At 70.1% G+C, this 21,207-nt stretch carries 22 protein-coding genes and 1 pseudogene; 17 read left to right on the top strand and 6 right to left on the bottom strand.

Annotated elements, in window-relative coordinates:
* Positions 1-107 precede the first annotated feature (107 nt).
* Together PV396_RS22525 and PV396_RS22520 are read left to right on the top strand one after the other, a co-directional pair.
* Complete coding sequence (locus tag PV396_RS22525; protein WP_319207208.1) at positions 108-293, top strand: hypothetical protein; 186 nt, start codon at positions 108-110, stop codon at positions 291-293.
* Complete coding sequence (locus tag PV396_RS22520) at positions 290-1,336, top strand: LacI family DNA-binding transcriptional regulator (protein WP_319207207.1); 1,047 nt, start codon at positions 290-292, stop codon at positions 1,334-1,336. The genes PV396_RS22525 and PV396_RS22520 overlap by 4 nt, the downstream gene beginning before the upstream one ends.
* Before the next feature lie 458 nt (positions 1,337-1,794).
* Here the strand turns inward: PV396_RS22520 and PV396_RS22515 are convergent, their stop codons facing one another.
* Both PV396_RS22515 and PV396_RS22510 read right to left on the bottom strand, forming a co-directional pair.
* Positions 1,795-2,619, bottom strand: a complete 825-nt coding sequence (locus PV396_RS22515; protein WP_319207205.1) for an ABC transporter permease — start codon at positions 2,617-2,619, stop codon at positions 1,795-1,797.
* A complete protein-coding gene (locus PV396_RS22510; protein ID WP_319207204.1) occupies positions 2,616-3,536 on the bottom strand; it encodes an ATP-binding cassette domain-containing protein in 921 nt (306 codons plus the stop codon). Before PV396_RS22510 ends, PV396_RS22515 begins: the two co-directional genes overlap by 4 nt.
* Positions 3,537-3,745: 209 nt before the next feature.
* Here PV396_RS22510 and PV396_RS22505 point away from each other — a divergent pair, with 209 nt between their 5' ends.
* The 6 genes from PV396_RS22505 (at position 3,746) to PV396_RS45185 (ending at position 9,251) form a co-directional block, all read left to right on the top strand.
* Positions 3,746-4,921, top strand: a complete 1,176-nt coding sequence (locus PV396_RS22505) for a sensor histidine kinase (RefSeq protein WP_319207202.1) — start codon at positions 3,746-3,748, stop codon at positions 4,919-4,921.
* Positions 4,918-5,580, top strand: coding sequence for a response regulator transcription factor (locus tag PV396_RS22500; protein WP_319207200.1), 663 nt, complete (start codon positions 4,918-4,920; stop codon positions 5,578-5,580). Before PV396_RS22505 ends, PV396_RS22500 begins: the two co-directional genes overlap by 4 nt.
* A gap of 403 nt (positions 5,581-5,983) precedes the next feature.
* Positions 5,984-6,379 (top strand): nuclear transport factor 2 family protein, encoded by a 396-nt coding sequence (locus PV396_RS22495; RefSeq protein WP_319207198.1) that lies wholly within the window; start codon positions 5,984-5,986, stop codon positions 6,377-6,379.
* A gap of 141 nt (positions 6,380-6,520) precedes the next feature.
* Positions 6,521-7,423 (top strand): hypothetical protein, encoded by a 903-nt coding sequence (locus PV396_RS22490; protein WP_319207196.1) that lies wholly within the window; start codon positions 6,521-6,523, stop codon positions 7,421-7,423.
* Between the two features lie 99 nt (positions 7,424-7,522).
* Positions 7,523-8,770, top strand: a complete 1,248-nt coding sequence (locus PV396_RS22485; protein WP_319207194.1) for an MFS transporter — start codon at positions 7,523-7,525, stop codon at positions 8,768-8,770.
* A 97-nt stretch (positions 8,771-8,867) separates the two neighbouring features.
* Positions 8,868-9,251: a ribosomal protein L7/L12 gene (locus PV396_RS45185; protein WP_416071455.1), complete on the top strand. Its 384-nt coding sequence runs from the start codon at positions 8,868-8,870 to the stop codon at positions 9,249-9,251.
* A 39-nt stretch (positions 9,252-9,290) separates the two neighbouring features.
* On the opposite strand, the pseudogene PV396_RS22480 reads toward PV396_RS45185, so the two are convergent.
* Positions 9,291-9,593 (bottom strand): annotated as a pseudogene (locus PV396_RS22480) (Hsp70 family protein); the annotation flags it as partial.
* Positions 9,594-10,344: 751 nt separating this feature from the next.
* Between PV396_RS22480 and PV396_RS22475 the strand changes: the two are divergent.
* From PV396_RS22475 to PV396_RS22450, 6 genes are all read left to right on the top strand, one after another.
* Positions 10,345-10,785, top strand: coding sequence for a hypothetical protein (locus tag PV396_RS22475; protein ID WP_319207192.1), 441 nt, complete (start codon positions 10,345-10,347; stop codon positions 10,783-10,785).
* Between the two features lie 2 nt (positions 10,786-10,787).
* A complete protein-coding gene (locus PV396_RS22470; RefSeq protein WP_319207190.1) occupies positions 10,788-11,423 on the top strand; it encodes a hypothetical protein in 636 nt (211 codons plus the stop codon).
* Between the two features lie 50 nt (positions 11,424-11,473).
* Positions 11,474-12,109, top strand: coding sequence for a hypothetical protein (locus PV396_RS22465; protein ID WP_319207189.1), 636 nt, complete (start codon positions 11,474-11,476; stop codon positions 12,107-12,109).
* Positions 12,110-12,156: 47 nt separating this feature from the next.
* Complete coding sequence (locus PV396_RS22460; RefSeq protein WP_319207188.1) at positions 12,157-12,603, top strand: hypothetical protein; 447 nt, start codon at positions 12,157-12,159, stop codon at positions 12,601-12,603.
* A gap of 182 nt (positions 12,604-12,785) precedes the next feature.
* On the top strand, positions 12,786-13,721 hold the full coding sequence (locus PV396_RS22455; RefSeq protein WP_319207186.1) for a bifunctional helix-turn-helix transcriptional regulator/GNAT family N-acetyltransferase: 936 nt from the start codon (positions 12,786-12,788) through the stop codon (positions 13,719-13,721).
* A gap of 31 nt (positions 13,722-13,752) precedes the next feature.
* A complete protein-coding gene (locus PV396_RS22450; RefSeq protein WP_319207184.1) occupies positions 13,753-14,565 on the top strand; it encodes a sugar phosphate isomerase/epimerase family protein in 813 nt (270 codons plus the stop codon).
* Between the two features lie 38 nt (positions 14,566-14,603).
* Here the strand turns inward: PV396_RS22450 and PV396_RS22445 are convergent, their stop codons facing one another.
* A complete protein-coding gene (locus PV396_RS22445) occupies positions 14,604-15,197 on the bottom strand; it encodes an RBBP9/YdeN family alpha/beta hydrolase (RefSeq protein WP_319207182.1) in 594 nt (197 codons plus the stop codon).
* A 51-nt stretch (positions 15,198-15,248) separates the two neighbouring features.
* Here PV396_RS22445 and PV396_RS22440 point away from each other — a divergent pair, with 51 nt between their 5' ends.
* Both PV396_RS22440 and PV396_RS22435 read left to right on the top strand, forming a co-directional pair.
* Entirely contained in the window at positions 15,249-16,229 is a 981-nt protein-coding gene (locus PV396_RS22440) for a LysR family transcriptional regulator (protein WP_319207180.1), read from the top strand.
* 13 nt (positions 16,230-16,242) lie between these two features.
* A complete protein-coding gene (locus tag PV396_RS22435) occupies positions 16,243-16,428 on the top strand; it encodes a DUF1737 domain-containing protein (protein WP_319207178.1) in 186 nt (61 codons plus the stop codon).
* 6 nt (positions 16,429-16,434) lie between these two features.
* Here PV396_RS22435 and aroA read toward each other — a convergent pair whose 3' ends face one another.
* Together aroA and PV396_RS22425 are read right to left on the bottom strand one after the other, a co-directional pair.
* Positions 16,435-17,673: a 3-phosphoshikimate 1-carboxyvinyltransferase gene (gene aroA, locus PV396_RS22430; protein WP_319207175.1), complete on the bottom strand. Its 1,239-nt coding sequence runs from the start codon at positions 17,671-17,673 to the stop codon at positions 16,435-16,437.
* Between the two features lie 150 nt (positions 17,674-17,823).
* Entirely contained in the window at positions 17,824-18,813 is a 990-nt protein-coding gene (locus PV396_RS22425) for a peptidoglycan-binding protein (protein WP_319207173.1), read from the bottom strand.
* 513 nt (positions 18,814-19,326) lie between these two features.
* Here PV396_RS22425 and PV396_RS22420 point away from each other — a divergent pair.
* Positions 19,327-21,162: a glycoside hydrolase family 3 protein gene (locus tag PV396_RS22420; RefSeq protein ID WP_319207171.1), complete on the top strand. Its 1,836-nt coding sequence runs from the start codon at positions 19,327-19,329 to the stop codon at positions 21,160-21,162.
* Positions 21,163-21,207: the final 45 nt, after the last annotated feature.

Genomic DNA, 21,207 nt, shown 5'->3' with positions numbered 1-21,207 from the left:
TAGGAAGAAGCTAGCCTCTGTGCAGCGGTCTGGACAAGAGCACAGAGGCGCCGAATTGTTCGAGGGGGCGAACAACGAGGGGGAAAGGTCATAGGGTCTGCATCGGTATGGACCTGAAGACGCAAAATACGACAACTTACAGCACCGCGATAGACGACAACGTGATGGACGACCACGCGTTGGACGACACCGTGATGGACGGCCACGCGATGGGGGACCACGCGACGGACACCCACACGATGGACGCCCACGCGATGGACTACATGCTGCGCGACCGGAGGACGACGAGATGACGGTGACCCTGGCGGACGTGGCGGCCCGCGCGCAGGTCTCGCCCGCGACGGTGTCGCGCGTACTGAACGGGAACTATCCCGTGGCCGCATCCACCCGCGAGCGGGTGCTGCGTGCCGTGGACGAACTGGACTACGTGCTCAACGGCCCCGCGAGCGCGCTCGCCGCGGCCACGTCCGACCTCGTGGGGATCCTCGTCAACGACATCGCCGACCCCTTCTTCGGGATCATGGCGAGCGCCATCCAGTCGGAGGTCTCGGGCCCGGGCGGACGCGCGGGCGGCGAGCGGCTGGCGGTCGTGTGCAACACGGGGGGCTCGCCGGAGCGCGAGCTGACGTACCTCACCCTGCTGCAGCGGCAGCGGGCGGCGGCGGTCGTGCTGACCGGGGGCGCGGTGGAGATCGAGCCGCACCTCGCGGCCGTGTCGGCGAAGCTGCGGCGGCTCGCGGACGCGGGTACGAGGGTGGTGCTGTGCGGGCGTCCGCCGGCGCCGGACACCTCGGCGATCGCCCTGACCTTCGACAACCGCGGGGGCGGGCAGGAACTGACCGAACACCTGATCGGACTCGGGCATCGGCGGCTCGGGTACATCGCGGGCCCGGAGGAACGGACCACGACCCGGCACCGGCTGGAGGGCCACCGGGCGGCGCTGGCGGTCCACGGCATCGAGGAGGACCCACGGTGGACCGTCCACGGACGGTACGACCGGCGGTCCGGGTACGAGGCCACGCTGGAGCTGCTCCGCCGGGACCCGTCGCTGACGGCCGTCGTCGCCGCGAACGACTCCGTCGCGATCGGGGCGTGCGCGGCGCTGCGCGACTCGGGGCGGCGGATCCCGGACGACGTGTCCGTGGCCGGGTTCGACGATCTGCCGTTCAGTGTGGACGCGGTGCCTTCGCTGACGACGGTGCGGTTGCCGTTGTCGGAGGCGGGGGCTCGGGCGGGGCGGATCGCGATGGGGCGGGAGGAGCCGCCGCCCGGGGGGATCGCGACGGTTCGGGGGGAGCTGATGGTTCGGGGGTCTTCGGGGGTGCCTCGGGGGTAGGGGGTGTTTTTCGCCCCCGCCGCCCTTACCCGTCCCATCCCTTTCTGGGGGCTGCGCCCCCAGACCCCCCTACGGCCCTGAACGGGCCTTGTCCTCAAACGCCGGACGGGCTGAGGGTGCGGGCCGGTGTTGGAGAGGTGCCGGACGGGCTAAGGGGCGGGCCGGTTTCGGAGTAGTGCGGCGCGGACTGGGGGTGCGGGCCGGTGTTGGAGAGGTGCCGGGCGGGCTGGCGGCACGGGCGGCCCGTATACGGTCCTCGGCACGTGCTCGCCGGTGGTCCCACGGTTCGGGTTCGGGGTTCGGGCGGTGCTCGGCCTTTGGGGCCGTCGATACAGCCAAACGCGCCAAGCGCTTGATCCTGGCCTCGGAGCGGTGAGCTGCGGGGTGCGGCGCGGTGGGGTGAACTCCCCGAGTTCCAGTGCCACCTCACGCCAGTTGGCGACCTCCAGGGGGCACGCTCACACGTCGCGGAGCCTCACGACGAGAACGGCGAGTGCGAGTGTGATCAGCGGCCAGAGCGTGTACACGATCCAGGAGCCGGGGACCGTGGCTGGGTATCCCAGGGATCCGGGCTCCGGCTCCCAGGTTTGGATCAGACGGTTCCAGGCGGCCGACACCAGCGCGTGTTTGATGTCCGCCGACCAACGGCTGCCCTCCGAGAACATGGGGGGCAGCATCACCAGGGTGAAGACGCTGGTGACCATGGTCCCGGCGGCGTGCCGGAGCAGAACACCGAGTCCCAGACCGACCAGGGCGCAGACCGGAGCCAGCAGTGCGGATGCCATCAACGCCCGAAACACACCGGGTTGGGTGATCGGAAGGTCGGCAAGGTGACCTTTCAGGATGGCTTGGGAGACCAGGAGGGAACCGGTGGCGGCGGCCGTGCCGACGGCGGTCCACAGCGCGGCGGTGACGGCTGCCTTGGCCAGCACGACCGAGCCGCGGGCCGGGACGGCCACGGTCGTGGCGCGGATCAGCCCGCTGCTGTATTCGCTCACGACGGTGAGGGCACCCATGCTGCTGGCGACGAGGATCAGCGTCCAGTAGCCGGCCGGCGGATAGGCGTCGTAGGGCCGGAAGTCAGCGGGGCCGGATGGCACAGCCTTGTCCGCCAGCGTGGCCACGGCGGTGGACCCGATCACGAACAGGAGGGTGAGCGCGATCGTCCACGGTGTGGACCGCAGGGACCGTGTCTTGATCCACTCGGCGGCGAGCAGGTCGCGGAAGCGGGCGGGCGGCACGTTGACGGGGATGGTCCCGGGGGCGGAGATGAGCGTGGTCATCGGGGCTGTCCTGCCTGGTATTCGGTGCTGCCGGCGGTGAGTTCCATGAAGGCCTCCTCCAGTGAGGCGGTGCGGGTGGTCAGCTCGTTCAGCTGGATACCGTTCTCGAGGGCGAGCGCCCCGATCCGGTCGGCCGGGAGCCCGGTCACGGCGAGTTTCTCGGCGCCGGTCGAGCCCTCCAGCTCGACCGAGGCGCCCGCCGCGGTCAGCACGGCTGCCAGCTCGGCGGCCTTCGGTGTCCCCACCACAACGCTGCTACGGGTGCTGCGGGCCGCGAAGTCCCGTACCGACTCGGCGGCGATGAGGCGGCCCCGGCCGATGACGACCAGCTGGTCGGCGGTGTTCTCCATCTCCGACATCAGGTGGCTGGAAAGGAAGACTGTGCGTCCCTCGGTGGCCAGGCGTCGGAAGAGCCGGCGTACCCAGAGCACGCCCTCGGGGTCCATGCCGTTGATCGGCTCGTCGAACATGAGCACGGGCGGGTCGCCGAGCAAAGCGGTGGCGATGCCGAGGCGCTGCTTCATACCGAGGGAGAATCCGCTGATGCGGCGGTTCGCCACCTCGGCCAGCCCCACCTCCTGAAGAACCTCGCCCACCCGGCGCCGCGGGATGCGGTTGCTGCGGGCCAGAGCGGACAGGTGGACCGCAGCGCTGCGTCCACCGTGAACCTGTCCGGCGTCGAGGAGGGCACCGACGTGCCGCAGCCCTCGTGAGTGGCGGTGGAAGGGGACGCCGATGACGGTGGCGGTGCCGGTGGTGGGCGCGTCCAGGCCGAGGATCATCCGCAGGGTGGTGGACTTACCGGCTCCGTTGGGGCCGAGGAAACCGGTGACCTGGCCCGGCCGCACGGTGAAGGACAGACGGTCGACGGCCGTGTTGCCGCCGTAGCGCTTGGTGAGTTCGTTGACTTCGATCACAGCACCCACACTGCCGAGAGGAGTCCTGTCCGGGCATGGGGCCGTGGGCGGTAATCGTGCGGCCGGATTGAACCGTGGGCGTACGTCCCCGGGCTGATGCCCCGCTGCTGGTGGCCCGGTTAGTCTCGCGGCGTGGATCCCATGACGACAATTCCGTTGCCTGCGCGCGTCGCGCACCCGGCCCTTGTTCCCGGCAGGGCACTCCGCCGATGACGAGAACCAAGGCCGTGGCCTGGGCGGGGGGTGCCTCCTACCTCCTCGTGGTGGGTCTGCTGGTCGGGGCCGCACCGGGGGCGTCGGGCGCGTTCCACGGTATCGGGGCGCTGCTGGCTGTGAGCCTGCTCGTCGGTGTGGTGCGACGGATGCCGCTGCCGGCTCTGGCCATGGCACTCTTCGGATCCACCGCTGTGGTGGTGGGCCCTCCGAGTTCCGCCCATGAGAGCCGGATGGCGTCGTACCAGGGCCAGTTCCTGTCGTATCTGGCGGTGGACCTCGTGCTGGGGTTCATCGTCGCCACTTGCGCACGGCGCGCTTCGACCGTTGCCGTGGCCGTGTCTTTCACCGTGCAACTCCTGGTGATCGGCGGCTTCGCTCACGGGGACGGCCTGGCCGTCAACGGGGTGATCGCCTTCCTGGCTCTGGCTGCATCCTGCCTGGCCGGTCTGCTGAGTCGCGAGCGTCGAGAGCACGCCGTGGCGCTGCGGGCACAGGAGGTGGCCGAGGCGGTGACCGCCGAACGACTGCGGATCGCGCGGGAGTTGCACGACATGGTCGCGCACAGCATCGGCATCATCGCGATCCAGGCCGGTGTCGGCAGCCGGGTCATGCAGACCCAGCCGACGGAGGCACGCGAGGCCCTGCGCGCCATCGAGGCCACCAGCAGAGAGACCCTGTCGGGCCTACGGCGCGCGCTGGTGTCGCTCCGACAGGCCGACCGGGGCGCGACCGCCCTGGAGCAGCCACCACTCTCACCCTCGCCGGGGCTGGCGGACATCGAACAATTGGCGGCGGCGACCGCGGGCGCGGGGGTACGCGTCGACGTGCGCTGCAGCGGGGAGCAGCGTCCCGTGCCGGTCGACATCGACCTGTCCGCCTACCGCATCGTGCAGGAGGCGCTGACCAACGTGGTCCGGCACGCGGGCACCGGGCGTTGCCGGGTGGCCATCGACTACGGAGACGAGGAACTGTCCGTGGAGGTCGTCGACGACGGGCGAGGCGCCCCCGAGCACCGCTCGAACTCCGGCTTCGGCCTCATCGGCATGCGGGAGCGAGTCGGTCTGCTGGGCGGCCACCTCAGCGTCGGGCCGCGTCCTGAGGGCGGCTTCCGGGTGACGGCCCGGCTGCCGCTGCCCGCACCTTTCGGAGTTCCGGTGGAGGCCCGATGACCGTCCGTGTGGTGCTCGCCGACGACCAGCCGTTGGTTCGGTCCGGTCTACGTGTGATCATGGCCGACCACCCCGACCTGGAGGTCGTCGGCGAAGCCGCCACTGGCGCCGAGGCAGTCCACCTGGTCAGAGATGCCGACCCCGACGTCGTGGTCATGGACATCCGGATGCCCGGTATGGATGGGATCGAGGCCACGCGCCTGATCACGGCCGGTCCGGCGACCACACGCGTCCTCGTCCTCACCACCTTCGACGAGGACGAGCATGTCTACGGCGCCCTCCGGGCCGGCGCGAGCGGCTTCGTGGTCAAGGACATGGCGCTGGACGACATCCTCGCGGCCGTCCGCGTGGTCGCCGCCGGCGACGCACTGATCGCTCCGGGTGTGACGCGCCGTCTGATCGCTGACTTCATCGGGCGGCCGGCGACTGCCCCGGAGCGCTCCCCTCGACCGGTCGAGGGCATCACCGAGCGGGAACGGGAAGTGCTGACCCTGGTCGGACGCGGCAGGTCGAACACCGAGATCGCCGCAGACCTGTTCATCACCGTGGCCACCGCCAAGTCGCACGTTTCACGGCTGCTCACCAAACTGGGCGCCCGGGACCGGGTCCAACTCGTCATCACCGCCTATGAGATGGGGCTCGTCACTCCGTCGCCATGATGGCGTCCCAGGCCCCCGCGGTGAAGCCGAAAGTACCCGCGTCGCTCACCTTCGGGGGATGACCGTTTCGCGCTCCCCCTGAGCCTCTCCCGCGACGGGGAGCACGCGACGGATGCCGAACTGTCGCTCTCGCCGGCCGAGGCCGAGCACCTGCATGCGGCCCTGTGCCACGCTCTCGACGGACAGCCGACGCCCGCTGACTCGCCGGACTGCCGCAGCCCTGTCCAGATGTCTCCCAGCCATCAGGCCGCCGTGGGCCACGCCTGACCACGCCTGACCCACAGCGGGATCCTCGATATTCCCTGTGACAACCGCTTTGATCTGCGTACCGTCCCGAACCCGAGGACAATGGGCCCCGTCAGTCGGACATCGCCCACACCCGTCCCGAAAGGTGGCGATCACCATGACTGAACACCCGCACGCAGCCCTCGTACGCAAGGGTTACGACGCTTTCTCGCGCGGTGACATGGACACCATGCGCACTCTCCTGGCGGGGGACGCCACGCATCACGTACCCGGCAGTCACTCCCTCTCCGGGGACTTCAAGGGGCAGGACGCGATCATCGACATGTACCGTCGGCTCGCCGAGGAAACGGACGGGACCGTGCACGTCGTACCGATGAACGTCCTGGTCGACGGCCGGGGACACGCGGTGTCCCTGCACCGTTTCACCGCTCGGCGCCAGGGCCGGGAGATCGACGAGACCGGCGCCCTTGTCTTCCGGATCGTCGGGGACAAGATCACCGACCTTGACGAGTGCGTCGAGGACATCGAGCGCAGCAACGAGTTCTGGGCCTGAATCACGGCCGGCCTCGGGGGTGTCGTCCTCTCCCTCCGGCGGGGTGCCTCAGGGGTTGTGATCCCGGGTGCCCCGCCCATCCCCGTCGGACGTGATCCGCCCAGAACGGCACATGTCAGAGGTGTTCAACGGGAGGCCCTCGTGGATCTGGACGCGGTCGCCGACGAGCTGTACGGGCTGGCCCCGGGTGACTTCACCACCGTCCGGGACGAGCGGGCCCAGGCTGCCCGGGCCGCTGGTGACCGGGAGCTGGCCGCGCGGATCCGTCGGCTGCGCCGGCCGACTCTGGCCGCGTGGGCCAGCAATCTGCTGGTGCGTGAACAGCCCGACGAGACCGAGCGGCTGCTGCAACTCGGTGAGGCGCTGCGGCGGGCCCACCAGGATCTGGACGGCGCGCGGCTGCGCGAGCTGTCGGCGCGGCAGCACCAGCTGACCTTCGCTCTGGCCCAGCAGGCCGGCGAACTCGCGGCCCAGGCCGGGCAGAGCTTCAGCGACGACGTAAGGCAGGAGGTCCAGGACACCCTGCACGCCGCACTGGCCGACTCGGGGGCCGCCGAGCAGTTGGCCGAGGGGCGGCTGACGAAGCCGCTGAGCGTTGTGGCCGGCTTCCCCGTGCCCTCCGGGCAGCCCGCACAGGGACCCGCTCCCCGCCGCACCACCCGGCCCGCGAGCGAGGTGGGCGATCTGGATGCCGCGCGCGTACGACGCCAGGAGCAGCAGAAGCAGGAGCGCCTTGAGCTGGCCCGGCAGAAGGCCGCGGACGTCGAGCGGGAACTCCGGGACCGGGAAGGCGAGTTGGCCACCGCGGAGGAGGAGCAGCGCCGGGCGGAGGCAGAGCAGCGGCAGGCTGAGCAGCGCGTCGCCGAGCTGTCCCGGCAGCTTCAGGACGCCGAACGTGCTCAGCAGCGGGCAGGGGATGCCGTCGGCAAGGCCCGCGAGCGCACACGGGATGCGGACCGGGCCGTACGCGACAGCCGGCGCCGGGGCGAAGACGCCGCCGCACACGTCCGCGAGCTCGCCGGACGGACACCGCACCGGCCGTGAAACCCCGATGAAGGCGCCGGGGACTCTCTGACCTGAGCAGACTTGGGCCGGTCGTAAAACCCGTTGCGGGCACGCTGCCCAGTCCCGACGATCATGCACATGTCCGCCGCCCTGGCACCCATGCGCCACCGCCCGTTCCGTCACCTCTTCATCGGTACGACGGTCAACCTGCTCGGCAGCGGGGTGGCGCCCATCGCTCTGGCGTTCGCCGTGCTCGACGCCACCGGTTCGGTCGGCTCGCTCGGGCTGGTGGTCGGCGCCTACTCCCTCACCAGCATCGTCTTCCTGCTGTACGGCGGGGTGTTGGCGGACCGGTTGCCGCGCGGCCCGCTGCTGGTCGGCAGCAGCGTCGTCTGCGGCGCGAGTCAGGCGGTGATCGCCGCCCTGGTCCTCACCCACAACGCCGCCATCCCCCTGCTCATGGTTCTCGCCGCGATCTCGGGGGCGTCAGGTTCCTGCTACCAGCCCGCCGCCCAGGCGCTGCTGCCCCAGACCGTGCCGGCCGAGTCCCGCCGCGCCGCCCTCGCACTCTCCCGGATCGCGGGCAGCAGCGCGGTGGTCGCGGGTGCCTCGCTCGGCGGCCTACTGGTCGCCGCGATCGGCCCGGGCTGGGGTCTGGCCGTCGACGCGCTCAGTTTCGCGCTCGCCGCGGTCTTCTTCGCGCTGGTCCGCGTCCAGGCCGCACCGCCCGCACCCAGCGCCGGTGTGGTCCATGAACTGCGCGTCGGCTGGCGGGAGTTCACCTCCCGCAGCTGGGTGTGGGTGATCGTGGTGGCCTTCTGCTTCCTCAACGCCGGCCTCACCGCCTCGTTCACCGTTCTCGGCCCGGCCGTCGCCGACAGCTCCGAGATCGGCCGCGGCGGTTGGGGTCTGGTCCTCGCCGCGGGCTCGCTCGGCGCGGTCGCCGGCGGCGTCCTGTCGCTGAGATGGCGGCCCCGGCGCGCGATCCTGGTCGGCTGCGCGCTGATGGGCCTGACGGCGACGATCCCGCTGCTGCTCGCCCTCGCCCCCTACACCTGGCTGCTGGTCGTGGCCAACTTCGTGGCCGGCGTGGGCAGCGAACAGGCGGGCGTCGCCTGGTACTCGACCCTCAACGAGCAGATCCCCGAGGACCGCCTGGCCCGCGTGTACGCCTACGACGACCTCGGCTCGTACCTCGCGCTGCCGCTCGCCCAGTTCAGCGCCGGACCCGCCGTACTCCTCCTCGGCCTCCATGCCACCCTCTACGCGGCCGCCGCACTCGTCCTCCTCGCCACCCTCGCCATGGTCGCCACGCCCTCCATCCGCGCCCTGGTCCCCAAAACCGCACAACCGCTGCCGGTCGTCGAGGATCCGGTGCCTGGCTGAGCTCGACTCCGACGCGTACGGACCGAAACGGACGTGCCGGCGCGTGGACGTCACCGTTGATCAAGTCCTGGCCGAAACGCGCGTGTGACCGGGCGCGGTGTTGTCCGCGCTCGCTCGGGAGAGCCGACCGGCCGCTGCCGACAGGGGGATCGTGGAAGATCCGGAGTTCGACGTGCTGCTGACCTCGGGCGGCGCCAAGGGGCTCGACATCGTGCCGGCGGTTCGGTCGGTGACCGGGCTGAGCGCGTGGCGAAGTAGGCAGCTGCTTGAGACCGCCCCGACGACGGTGGTGGATCGGACATCATTCACGGCCGCAGTCGACGCGGCGAGGCGCCTGAACGCGGTCGGCGCGAGAGCCGAGTTGGTCTGCCGGTCGTGTGAGCGGGTGATGTCGCCGGAGGACTGCCCGGTGGACCCGGGGCCCTGCGCATCGCCCTTCCTGTCCCCGGCGGGCTGCCCCGCGAGCCGATCAAGGGCTTGATCAGACAGACCGCTGCAGACCGCCGCCGACCTGGCCCGTTCAACCATGGAGGTTCCGCAAGGCGATGGCGACCCTCTCCATGGCCTCGCGGACGGCCGCGTCATCCCCGTTCTTCAAGGCCTCCTTGAGCCCGCCGACCGAGGCTTCGACCTCGGACTTGTTGTCGCCCCGCATCGTGTTCTCGTGGTCTTGGACGAACTTCTCGGTGCCGTGGACGAGTTGGTGTGCCCCGTCGCGCAACGCGGCGGATTCACGGCGCTGACGTTCCCCCTCCTCGTACCGCTCGGCCTCCCGCACCATGCGCTCGAGGTCGGCTTCCGGCAGGGCGGATCCGCCGGTGACCGTTACGCGTTGGTCTCACCGCGCGTAGTCGTCGTACGGAACCTGCGCCAGCCCCCTCCACCGACGGCACCTGGACAGGCCCACCGGATCCCTCCCCGGCGCGGTTCGGGCTCTACACCCGAACGACCCACCAAAACCACGCGATTATTGGCCATCAACTCCCCTGCCCAGAAAATTAGTTACCGTACGGTTCGGTAATTGCTCTGGTGACTCCCCGGTAGCGTTTCGTTCATTGAGTCCTTTCGCACCTGATCTTGACGACCGTGCCGCACCGCTGCATGATCAGCGCTGAACCAGAGCCGCATTACCGCGAAGAAGCCCTCCCCCACGGGTCTTGACCAGGCCCTTGCGGCTTCTTCGTATGAAAACGGGGCGCGATGCCTTCGGAGGGCGCACTAAAAGTGCTGCCCTTCCTCGATGCTGCGCTTCTCCGTTGTCCGTAACACCCACCCCCCACTTCCCACCCTCACCTCCCACTCCCCCACTTGGCGTTCTCGCCATCCACCCATTTTCGCGACCCCTTTTTCGCGACCCCTTTTCCTCGCCCTCCCATATTTTCCGCGAGCGCTTAAGGGGCGCTTTCGCCTGCCCTGAAACAGAATGCAATCAGGGTTTCAAGAAGTCGTCAGCAAAAGGTTCCGGAAGTATTGACTTCGCATCCCGGCCCGCTTCATATTTGTGGCCACCACCCCCCAAGCTTCGAATTCGGATCTCACTGGAGGTCCGTTTTCGTGGACAGTCAGGAGAAAAAGTGGCGATCACACGCCCCTTCAACCGCAAGGCGGTTCTGGCCGCTCTCGTGATCACGGCCGCGGCTGCCACCACGGTCACGGTGCCCGGGACCGCTCAGGCCCAGTCGGGCTCCCGTATCTGCGGGAACTACTGGGAGGCCCGGGCCAACGGGAAGACCGTCGGGATCATCGCCAAGGTCCTGGAGGTGCCCAAGGTCGACTTCGGTATCTGCCTCCGCGTCATCGACAAGACGAACAGCATCAACGGCCGGAGTCTGCCCGGCTACGCCGGCGCGGTGACCTGGAACCCGCGTCAGCCCCTGCGGTCCTGGACCTGCGAGGACGCCGGCGACCTGTTCAACGACGCGTACGGGAACGACCCCTGCCTCACCATGAACCGGGTCGACCTCATCGGTCAGGTGGCGAACCGCACGCCCGTCGAGTGGTCGCAGGTCTACTGATCATGCGCCGAACCTCATGGCTGAATCGCGTCCTGATGTGCGGAGCCCTCGCCATCGCGACGCTCGCCACCACAGAAGGCACCGCGAGTGCCGCCACCCAGTGTTTCACCCAGAGCTATTCCGACGGGGCGAACATCGTCCCCGGCACCGGCGGCGGAAACACCACCCGCGCCATCACCCGGCAGCGCGCCGGCAACACCTGGGACGACTGGGTCTGGCGCGGCACCGAATTCCAGTGCCCCCGAGGCCGGACCTGTGAATACGCGTGGGAGAAGTCGAAGACCACGACCACCGGCTGGGCCATCGGCGGCGGAACCGACCTCGGTAACGCCAGCTCACCCTCCAAGAAGTGGTACAACACCGTGGTTTCCTTCGTCGGCGGATACCAGAAAACCACGCAGCTCACGACCGCGTTCACCTGGACCGTGCATCTCGAGGGCGGAGATGTCGCACAGCCGGTTCAAGTCGCTGTCCGCCGCTGGACCCAGGGCGATTTCTCCGGCGGCTGGGAAAGGACCAACCGAGGCTGCCGGGGCGGCACCACCTACGAATGGAACGGAAACGTCAGGTTCGGCAACTGGACCCGCGACGTCTTCGAGAAGGAAAAGGTCGGCTACGCCGTCAACGGCCGAATGTGACCTGCCACATCGGCGATCAGTGAATTCCCTTTCCCGGAAAGGAAACAGCCATGCCAAGCAGAACTTGGTTGAATCGCGTTCTGATGTGCGGGGCTCTCGCCGTCGCGACGCTCGCCACCACAGAAGGCACCGCCAGTGCCGCCACCCAGTGTTTCACCCAGAGCTATTCCGACGGGGCGAACATCGTCCCCGGCACCGGCGGCGGAAACACCACCCGCGCCATCACCCGGCAGCGCGCCGGCAACACCTGGGACGACTGGGTCTGGCGCGGCACCGAATTCCAGTGCCCCCGAGGCCGGACCTGCGACTACGCCTGGACGAAGTCGAAGACCACGACCACCGGCTGGGCCATCGGCGGCGGAACCGACCTCGGTAACGCCACCTCACCCTCCAAGAAGTGGTACAACACCGTGCTTTCCCTCGTCGGCGGCTATCAGAAGACCACCGAGATCAGCACCAACTTCACCTGGACCGTGCATCTCGAGGGCGGCGACGTGGCCCAGCCCGTCCAGGTGGCGGTCCGCCGCTGGACCCAGGGCGACTTCGCCGGCGGCTGGGAAAGGACCAACCGGGGCTGCCGGGGCGGCACCACCTACGAATGGAACGGAAACGTCAGGTTCGGCAACTGGACCCGCGACGTCTTCGAGAAGGAAAAGGTCGGCTACGCCGTCAACGGCCGTATGTGATCCGGCAGTTCACCATCCCCCAGCACAGAGACTTCAAGGAGATGTCCATGAGGGTCACGTTCATGAAGCGGCGCGCCGCGACGCTGGCAGCCGCAGGGCTGGCCGCCGGAGCACTGTTCGCCGTCGCGGTCCCCGGTACGGCCGAGGCCCAGTCGGGCTCCCGTATCTGCGGGAACTACTGGAAGGGCTACTACGACAACGGCCAGAAGGAAGTCACCTGGTCCCGGGTGATCGAGGTCCCCAAGAGTGACGGCATCGCCTGCGACGTCGCCATCAACAGGACCGACCGGGTCGGCAACCCGCCGCAGGAGACCGTGAACCTCGGTGTGAAGTGGGGTGATCGGCAGCGGCTGCAGAACGTGACCTGCGAGTGGTTCTCCCAGGACGTCCTCGACTCCAAGCACGGGGACGACGTCTGCAACAGCATGCTGCGCGCGGACAACGTGTTCCAGGTCAAGAACCGCACCATCAGCCAGTTCTACGTCAAGCCCTGACCACGGCGGTCCCCGGTTGCCCGACCCCACCCCCACGGGGGTCGGGCAGCCGGCCAGGCCATGGCCCGGTCCTGTGGCCTTGAGGAACCCGACGCCCCGGGCCTACCCTCGACGCAGCGACATCTCTGACTGAGTCAACTGTCCGCAGCGAGCAGTTCGTTGCCCACGAGGTGGTCCCTTCCATGACCGTCCAGGACATCCGGTCCTTCAACCGCTTCTACACGAACGTCATCGGCGCCCTCGACTACAGCAGCCACCTCTACGCCCCCTACACCCTCACCGAGGCCCGCGTCCTCTACGAGCTCGCGCACTCCACCCGTACCGACGCCGCCGATCTCCGTGCCGAACTCACGCTGGACGCCGGGTACTTGAGCCGGATCCTCAACAAGTTCGAGCAGGACGAGCTGATCGAGCGCGCGCCCTCGGACCGGGACCCCCGGCGGCGGCGTGTCACGCTCACCACGCGCGGGCGGGAGACCGCCAACCTGTTGAACGAGCGCTCCACGGAGGCCATCGCCTCGCTGCTGGCCACCGTGTCGGCCGCCGACCGGCCCCGGCTCACGGAGGCGCTGGGCACCGTCCGCTCGCTCCTCTCCGACGGCCGGCCCCCGCGCCGCGAGGACGTCGTGCTGCGCGACCCCTACCCCGGGGACCTCGGCTGGATCGTGCAGCGCAACGCGGCGCTCTACGCGGCCGAGTACGGCTTCAACACCGACTACGAGGGGCTGGTGGCGAGGATCGTCGCCGACTTCGCCGAGGATCACGACCCCCACCTCGAGCGGGTGTGGATCGCCGAGTTGGACGGCCGGCCGGTCGGCTGCGTGATGTGCGTACGGGACGAGGCGCCCGGAACGGCCAGGCTGCGGCTGCTGCTCGTCGAGCCGGAGGCGCGCGGGCTCGGCATCGGTGACCGGCTCGTCGGGTCCGTCGTCGGCTTCGCCCGTGAGGTCGGCTACCGCGAACTCGTCCTGTGGACCAACGACGTCCTCACCGCCGCCCGGCACATCTACCAGCGCCACGGCTTCGTCCTCGTCACCGACAAGGCGCACCGCTCCTTCGGCAGGGACCTGGTGGGCCAGGACTGGCGACTGGATCTGCACGGGACGACGGATCGGTGAAACCCCGGAGCGGCAGGTAGGGTCCGTGGACATGAAACTGGCGTTCTCCACCCTCGGCGTCCCCGGTCTCCCCCTGCCCGAAGTGCTGCGGCTCGCGACCACCCACGGCTATCACGGCGTCGAACTTCGCACACACCCCGAAGAACCCGTCCACCTCGGTCTCACGCTCGCCGAACGAGCCGATGTGGCCGCCGAGTTCAAGGCGTCCGGCATCGAGCTGCTCGGCCTCGCCGGGTACGTCCGGGTCGCGGCCCCCGGCGACGACGAACCCGTACTCACCGAACTCCGCGCCCTCCTCGACCTGGCCCGCGATCTGGGCGCCCCCTTCGTCCGCGTGTTCCCAGGAGGATCCGTCGACGGCGACACCGACCAGAGCCCCGACGAGGCCGACGCGACGGCGGCCCGGAGGCTCGGCACGGCAGCCGAGTACGCGGGCGACATCGGCGTACGCATCCTCCTGGAGACCCACGACTCGCATCGCACGGGCGCCGCCGCGATCCGCGTCCTGGGCCCGGTCGGTCACCGTCAGGTGGGCGCGCTGTGGGACGTCATGCACACCTGGCTCGGCGGCGAGCAGCCCTCGGAGAGTTACGCGGCCCTCGCCCCGCACCTTGGATATGTGCAGGTCAAGGACATCGCCTCGCCCGAGGACACCACCCCTCTGGCACTGGGCACCGGTGTCCTGCCGCTCGGCGAGGTCGTCGAGGTCCTGTCCCGGCACAACTGGGACGGCTGGCTGTGCTGGGAGTACGAAAAGCGGTGGTACGAGGCCGCCGCCCCCCTCCCGGACCTGCTGGACACCGGCCGCGAGCACCTCGCCCGACTACTGACCGAGTCCGCCTGACGCAGATCCACCCGCGTATCGGGGCGGGTCAGCTCAGCTCAGCTCAGGCACCAGTCCAGCATGGCCGGCCACGGGCCGTATCCCGCGTCCGGGTCGAGGTGGGCGCCGCCCCGGACCGTCCGCGTGGGGATGTTCAGGGGGTCGCCGTAGACGGTACCGGCGCCCTCCGGGCAGTACGGGTCGTCGTCGCCCGCGATCAGCTCGGTGCGGCCGGGCAGGGCGAAGTCGAGGGCGGGCGGGGCGAATCGGGCGATCTCCGGGTGCTGTACGAGCACGGAGGCGGACGGCGGGGCGACGAGCAGGACCCGGTCGATGTCCGGCACTCCGGGCAGGCCGCGTGCCACCGCGTGCAGCCAGAGGACGGCGGAGGCGCTGTGGGCGAGGAGGACACGCTCGGCACCAGGACGCAGTTCCCGCAGGTGCCGGGACAGTTCCGCCAGCCAGGTCTCCAGGTCCGGGGCGTCGGGGTCTGGGAGCTGCGGGTAGACGACCTGGTGACCGAGTCCGGTGAGCCGGTCGGCGAGCCAGTGCTGCCAGTGGGTCTTGGGGCGGCGGTTCTGCCAGCCGTGGAGGATGAGAAAGCCGCGTGGCGTCGTATGTGTCGTATGTGTCGTATGTGTCGTCAACGTCATGTACCGAATCGTTTCCGAACCCCGACGCACAGGTCCAGTTAATCTTTCTTCGTGGAACAGGTAAGCGGCACCTTCAGTATCGACCTGCGTCGACTCGCCGTCCTGCGCGAGCTGCACCGCCGGGGCACTCTCGCCCGGACCGCCGAGGCGCTGCATCTCACTCCCTCCGCGGTCTCACAGCAGATCGCCGCGCTGGCCCGGGAGGCAGGCGTGCCCCTCACCGAGCGCGACGGGCGCGGTGTACGACTGACCGGGCAGGCCCGGGTCCTGCTGGCCCACGCCGATCTGATCGCCGCCCAACTCGAACGTACCCGCGCCGACTTGGCGTCCTACGGCGAGGGCGGGCGCGGCTCGGTGACAGTGGGCGCGTTCTCCAGCGGCATCCTCGGACTGCTTCCCGGCGCACTGCGCGCGCTGGGAGAGCGGCTTCCCCGGGTCCGTGTCGACGTCGTCGAGTCCGAGCCGCCCGATCTGTTCACGGCCCTCGACGCGGGCCAGGTCGACGTCGCCGTGGCCGTGGACTTCCACGCCGCCCCGCCGCACACGGATACCCGGTACACCCGTACCGACCTGCTGACCGACGTCCTGGACATCGCGGTCCCGGCCGGTCACCCTCTCGCGGCTCGTGCCCGCGACGACCGCGGAGGCATCGCGCTGCGCGAGCTCGCGCACGACCCGTGGATCGTCGGCGCCGCCCACAGTTGCTGCGGCGCGATCACCCGTGCGGTCTGCGCGGCGGCAGGTTTCACGCCCGACATCCGGCACGCCGTGAACGACTGGGGCGCGCTGTCAGCGCTGGTGGAGGCGGGCCAGGGCGTGGCCCTGATCCCCCGTCTGGTCCAGCCTCTGTACGCCCACCGCCGCATCGCCCTGCTCGGCACGGCCGGCGGTCCGCCCCCGTCCCGGAACGTCTTCGTGGCCGTACGGGCGGGGTCGGAGGCGGACCCGGTGCTGAACGCCGTACGGGATCAACTGCGCCTGACCGCGGCCACGTCGGTAACGCTCGGCGGTTCGGTCGGCGGTTCGGTCTGAGATCCTTCTTCCCATGAGCACGCCACCAGACGGACTGCCCGTCTACCGAATCCTGACCGGCCCGGACGACGCCGCGTTCTGCCACCGGGTGAGCGAGGCGCTCGCTCTCGGCTACGGGCTTCACGGCGGCCCCGCTGTCACCTTCAACGGTGAGAACGTTGTTGTCGCCCAGGCGCTGGTCTGGCCCGAACTGCCGTAGCAGCGGTCAGCCGAGCGTCGCCCGCAGCTCGCCGAACGCCTCGTGGAACCCGGGGAACGTCTTCCGTACGCACCCGGGGTCGTCGAAGGTGATGCCCGGGGTGCGCAGGGCGGTCACCGCGAAGGACATGACGATGCGGTGGTCGCCGTACGACTTGATGTCCGTGCCGGGAGCGGGAGCCGTGCCGGGGTGGATCTCGATCCAGTCGGCGCCCGTCTCCACGCGTACTCCCAGCCGCCGGAGGTTCTCCGCGCAGGCCTCCAGGCGGTCGCACTCCTTGACGCGGGTGTTGGCGACGTCCTCGATGCGTACGGGGCCGGAGGCGAAGGGGGCGAGCGCCGCCAGGGTCGGCATGGTGTCGGAGATGTCCCGCATGTTGACCGTCAGACCGCGCAGTTCGCCGGTTCCGGTGACCGTCGTGCGGTCCTCGGCGATGTCCACCCGCGCGCCCATCCTGCGCAGTACGTCGACGAAGCCCAGATCGCCCTGGAGGGCGCCGGTGCCCAGGCCGGGGACCGTGACCTCGCCGCCGGTGAGGGCCGCCGCGGCGAAGAAGTAGCCGGCCGTGGAGGCGTCGGGCTCGATGGCGTACGTGGTGGCGCGGTAGCCGCCGGGCGGCACCACGAAGACGTCGCCGTCCTGGCGTACGTCCGCGCCGAACGCCCGCATCATCGCGATGGTGATCCCGACGTAGGGGGCCGAGACGAGGTCGGTGACGTGGATGCGCAGGCCCTTGCGGGTCAGGGGGCCCAGGAGGAGGAGCGCGGTGAGGTACTGGGAGGACTGCCCGGCGTCGAGGGTGACGTTTCCGCCTTCCACGCCCGCCGCCTCGATGGTCAGCGGGTGGTGTCCCTCCGCCTCCTCGTGCCGCAGGTCCACGCCCAGGTCGCGCAGGGCGCGGGTGAGGGGGGCGAGGGGGCGGCGGCGCATCTGGGGGGAGGCGTCGAAGCGGTAGGTGCCGTGGCCGGCGGCGGTGAGGGTCGGGAGGAAGCGGGCGGTCGTGGCGCCGTCGCGGCAGTAGACGTCGGCCTCGGTGGCCGCGGGGCCCTGCGGGCGGCCGTCGATCTGCCAGGCGCCGGGGGTGCGTCCGACCCGGTAGCCGAGAGCGAGAAGGCCTTCGGCGAAGCCCTCGGAGTCGTCCGAACGCAGGGGGCGTACGAGGGTGGTGACCCCGTCGGCTGCCGCGGCGAGGAAGAGGGCGCGCGCGGTGATGGACTTGGAACCGGGAATCTCTACGACGGCCATGGCCCTATGCTCGCCCGCCCCGCGCCCCACGCGCCGGAACGTCCGCGTAATGGACCGTGAACGCTGAGCGCTCCCGCCCGGTGCGAGAGGCGCGGTGCGTCAGGCACGGGGTGCTGCCCAACCCGCGGGTCGGGCAGCACCCTCAGCGGGTCACGAGAACAGCAGGCGCCAGGTCAGCGGGCCCGGGTAGCCGTCCGCGTCGCCGCGCAGCTCCGGGCGGGACTTCTGGAAGTCGCGGACGTTGAGCCGGTCGGCCTCGCCCCAGGTGCGGCTCGGTCCCACCTTGTAGTGGTCGCCGAAGCCGCGCTTGACGAGCTGCTTGCCGAGCTTGAGGACGTTCTCGCTGACGACCCCGTCCTTGAAGTACTTGCGGCCCGGGTACGCGGGCACCGCCGGCTTGGGAGGGCTCTGCGGCGGCTTCGGCGTGCTGTGCGGGGGCTTGTGCGTGCCCTGCGGCGGCTTGGGCGTGCTCGGCGGCTTCGGCGGGGTGTTGTCCTCGTCGTCCACGTCCAGCTCGGCCTTGGCGTACTTGACGAGCGTCGCGAAGTCGATCGCGCCCGGGTCCCCGTGGTCGTTCTCCGGGACATGCATGTGCCCGCAGACACCCCTGAAGTCTGCCCATTCGGTGAAGGACAGACGCTGGCCCCCGGCGGTGCCGTACGAGGTGGGGTAGGCCGGCCAGGACTTCGGGCCGGCCAGCGCGACGCCGTGCTCCTCGTGCATCCAGGCCAGGAACCGCGCGACCGACCTGAGCGCCCACTCGGGGGCGTCGGGCCAGAAGATGTGCTCCTGGCCCGCCGCCACCCACTTCTTGTGCGACTTGGGGTCGCAGGTGCCGACCAGCTCGATCTGGGTGACGTTGAGCGTGTTGGTCTCGACACCGCCCCGCTTGTTGGCGAGAGCCCGCGCCGAGGTCTCGATGTCGAAGTGCTGGAACCACTTCAGCTTCTTGGCCGCGAAGTCCGGCACCGCCGTCAGGTTGGGCGCCATGGAGCCACCGCCGTACGTGGGCAGCGTGCGCCCCTCGGTGGTGTGCAGGACGACGACGTTGACCTGCATCGGGTCACCGGGGTAGTCGTCCTGGTACCAGTTCGCCCGGCTGGCGCCCGGGTATCGCTGGGGTCCTGTCTTCGTGGTCATCCCACGCCTCCTGTGTTTCGGCTTCCCCATGGCCGGCCCCCCGACAGGCGCTGCCGCGGTGAGAGCATGTAGGGCTCTGCCGGGATCATCTCCCAACAGGCTTGAACTGTACGAGGGTTGACGGGCTTTCGGTGTGTCGGCCCGGTTACACGGGCCGGTTCGCGGGTATTCATTTCTGCCCCTCGGGTCACGCCCGCACCGACTTCCCGGAATCACCCGCGATCCGGGAACCCGCTCCCGCCCCGGCCCGTCCAACCGACACGACTGCCGGATGAGTCACCGTCGTGCGGTGTCGGCCTCGCGGCTGGCTGCGATCGTCGACCTCCCCTCTCCAACCGCCTGCGGCCCGGCAGCGAGCCGTCACCGGTGCGCCCCCCTCCGATGCGCCGGTGACGGTCCCTCACTTCCCGTCCCTTTCAGGACCTTTACGGGCCGCACGCTCTTGACTGGAAGAAACTTCCCGGTTATTCGTGACTTCTCGGAAGTTTCCTTCACTAGGGAAGGAGCGCCCCCGTGCGCGACCCAGCCGATCAGAACGGGACCGCCGCCCGTCCGTCCAGACGCGCGCTGCTCGCCGCGACCGCGGGCACCGGCGCCGCACTCGCCCTCGGGGGCGAGGCCAATCCGGCCGACCGGACCCACGGTGACGCGCGACTTCGCCGGATCGTCTCCCGGATGACCCTGGAGGAGAAGGTCGGTCAGCTGTTCGTCATGCGGGTGTACGGGCACTCCGCCACCACGCCCGACCAGGCCGACATCGACGCCAACCTCGCCGAGCTGGGCGTACGGACGGCCGCCGAGCTCATCGCCAGGTACCGGGTCGGCGGGATCATCTACTTCGCGTGGGCGCACAACACCCGCGACCCGCATCAGATCGCCGACCTCGGCAACGGCATCCAGCGGGCCTCGCTCGGCCTCCCCCGTGGACTCCCTGTGCTCATCTCCACGGACCAGGAACACGGCATCGTCGCCCGCGTCGGCAGGCCCGCCACCCTCCTCCCCGGAGCCATGGCACTCGGCGCGAACGGCTCACGCACCGACGCGCTGACCGCCGGCCGCGTCGGCGGCGCCGAGCTGCGCGCCCTCGGCATCCGCGAGGACTACGCGCCCGTCGCCGACGTGAACGTCAACCCGGCCAATCCGGTGATCGGCGTACGGTCGTTCGGCGCCGACCCGAAGGCCGTCGCCGGGCTGGTCGCCGCGCAGGTCACCGGATACCAGCGGTCCTCCGTCGCCGCGACCGCCAAGCACTTCCCGGGGCACGGGAACACCGCCGTCGACAGCCACTACGGCTTCCCCGTCATCGAGCACACCCGCGAGCAGTGGAACACCGTCGACGCGCCGCCGTTCCGCGCCGCGATCCGGGCCGGCATCGACTCGATCATGACCGCGCACATCATGGTCCCGGCCCTCGACGACTCCGGCGACCCGGCCACCCTGTCCCACCCGATCCTCACCGGCATCCTGCGCGGCGAACTCGGTTACGACGGGGTCGTGGTCACCGACTCGCTGGGCATGCAGGGCGTACGGGAGAAGTACGGGGACGACCGGGTCCCGGTGCTCGCACTGAAGGCCGGGGTCGACCAGCTTCTCAACCCGCCGTCGATCGACATCGCCTGGAACGCCGTACTGGAGGCTGTCCGGCAGGGCGAGTTAACCGAGGCGAGGCTCGACACCTCGCTCCTGCGCATCCTGCGGCTCAAGAACCGGCTCGGGCTGCTCGACCGGCCGTACGTCACCCACGCCGGTGTCGACCGGACCGTCGGCGTCCGGGGCCATCTCCAGGCCGCCGACCGGATCGCCGAGCGGACCACCACTCTGCTCGTCAACGAGCGGAAGACGCTGCCCATTTCCCGGGTGACCCAGAAGAAGGTGCTCGTCGTCGGGGCCGATCCCGCGTCGCCGTCCGGTACCACCGGGCCGCCCACCACCGTCCTGGCCAACGCCCTCACCGAACTGGGGTTCACCGCCACCGCCCTGTCGACCGGCACCGCCCCCTCCGCCGCCGTCGTCGCACAGGCCGTCGCCGCCGCCGGGGAGGTGGACGCGGTGGTCGTCGGGACGTACAACCTCAGCGCCGCGAGCAGTCAGCGGACCCTGGTCACCGCCCTCCTCGCCACCGGGCGTCCCGTGGTGTGCGTGGCGATCCGCAATCCCTACGACGTGGCCCAACTCCCTTCGGTTCAGGCCTACTTGGCCACCTACTCCTGGACTGACGTCGAACTCCGGGCCGCCGCACGGGTGATCGCGGGACGAGTCGGGCCGCGCGGAAGGCTGCCGGTGCCGGTGCTGCGCGCGGACGATCCGACGAGCGTGCTGTATCCGATCGGTCACGGACTGTCGTACTAGGCGCGGGGGTTGGGCCGGCGTACGTCGCGTACGTCGCACAACCGG

It is taken from the genome of Streptomyces sp. ME02-8801-2C, assembly GCF_033793965.1.
Taxonomy (GTDB): Bacteria; Actinomycetota; Actinomycetes; order Streptomycetales; family Streptomycetaceae; genus Streptomyces.
Note: the sequence above shows the minus strand (reverse complement) of the source record. Positions and strands in the feature narration are given on the sequence as shown.

Coding starts and splice junctions, on each gene's coding strand:
- PV396_RS22460 (WP_319207188.1), top strand. CDS start 12,157: ATGAGGGTCACGTTCATGAAGCGGCGCGCCGCGACGCTGGCAGCCGCA.
- PV396_RS22500 (WP_319207200.1), top strand. CDS start 4,918: ATGACCGTCCGTGTGGTGCTCGCCGACGACCAGCCGTTGGTTCGGTCC.
- PV396_RS22485 (WP_319207194.1), top strand. CDS start 7,523: ATGTCCGCCGCCCTGGCACCCATGCGCCACCGCCCGTTCCGTCACCTC.
- PV396_RS22515 (WP_319207205.1), bottom strand. CDS start 2,619: ATGACCACGCTCATCTCCGCCCCCGGGACCATCCCCGTCAACGTGCCG.
- PV396_RS22505 (WP_319207202.1), top strand. CDS start 3,746: ATGACGAGAACCAAGGCCGTGGCCTGGGCGGGGGGTGCCTCCTACCTC.
- PV396_RS22495 (WP_319207198.1), top strand. CDS start 5,984: ATGACTGAACACCCGCACGCAGCCCTCGTACGCAAGGGTTACGACGCT.
- PV396_RS22450 (WP_319207184.1), top strand. CDS start 13,753: ATGAAACTGGCGTTCTCCACCCTCGGCGTCCCCGGTCTCCCCCTGCCC.
- aroA (WP_319207175.1), bottom strand. CDS start 17,673: ATGGCCGTCGTAGAGATTCCCGGTTCCAAGTCCATCACCGCGCGCGCC.
- PV396_RS22435 (WP_319207178.1), top strand. CDS start 16,243: ATGAGCACGCCACCAGACGGACTGCCCGTCTACCGAATCCTGACCGGC.
- PV396_RS22520 (WP_319207207.1), top strand. CDS start 290: ATGACGGTGACCCTGGCGGACGTGGCGGCCCGCGCGCAGGTCTCGCCC.
- PV396_RS22425 (WP_319207173.1), bottom strand. CDS start 18,813: ATGACCACGAAGACAGGACCCCAGCGATACCCGGGCGCCAGCCGGGCG.
- PV396_RS22445 (WP_319207182.1), bottom strand. CDS start 15,197: ATGACGTTGACGACACATACGACACATACGACACATACGACGCCACGC.
- PV396_RS22465 (WP_319207189.1), top strand. CDS start 11,474: ATGCCAAGCAGAACTTGGTTGAATCGCGTTCTGATGTGCGGGGCTCTC.
- PV396_RS22455 (WP_319207186.1), top strand. CDS start 12,786: ATGACCGTCCAGGACATCCGGTCCTTCAACCGCTTCTACACGAACGTC.
- PV396_RS22525 (WP_319207208.1), top strand. CDS start 108: ATGGACCTGAAGACGCAAAATACGACAACTTACAGCACCGCGATAGAC.
- PV396_RS22470 (WP_319207190.1), top strand. CDS start 10,788: ATGCGCCGAACCTCATGGCTGAATCGCGTCCTGATGTGCGGAGCCCTC.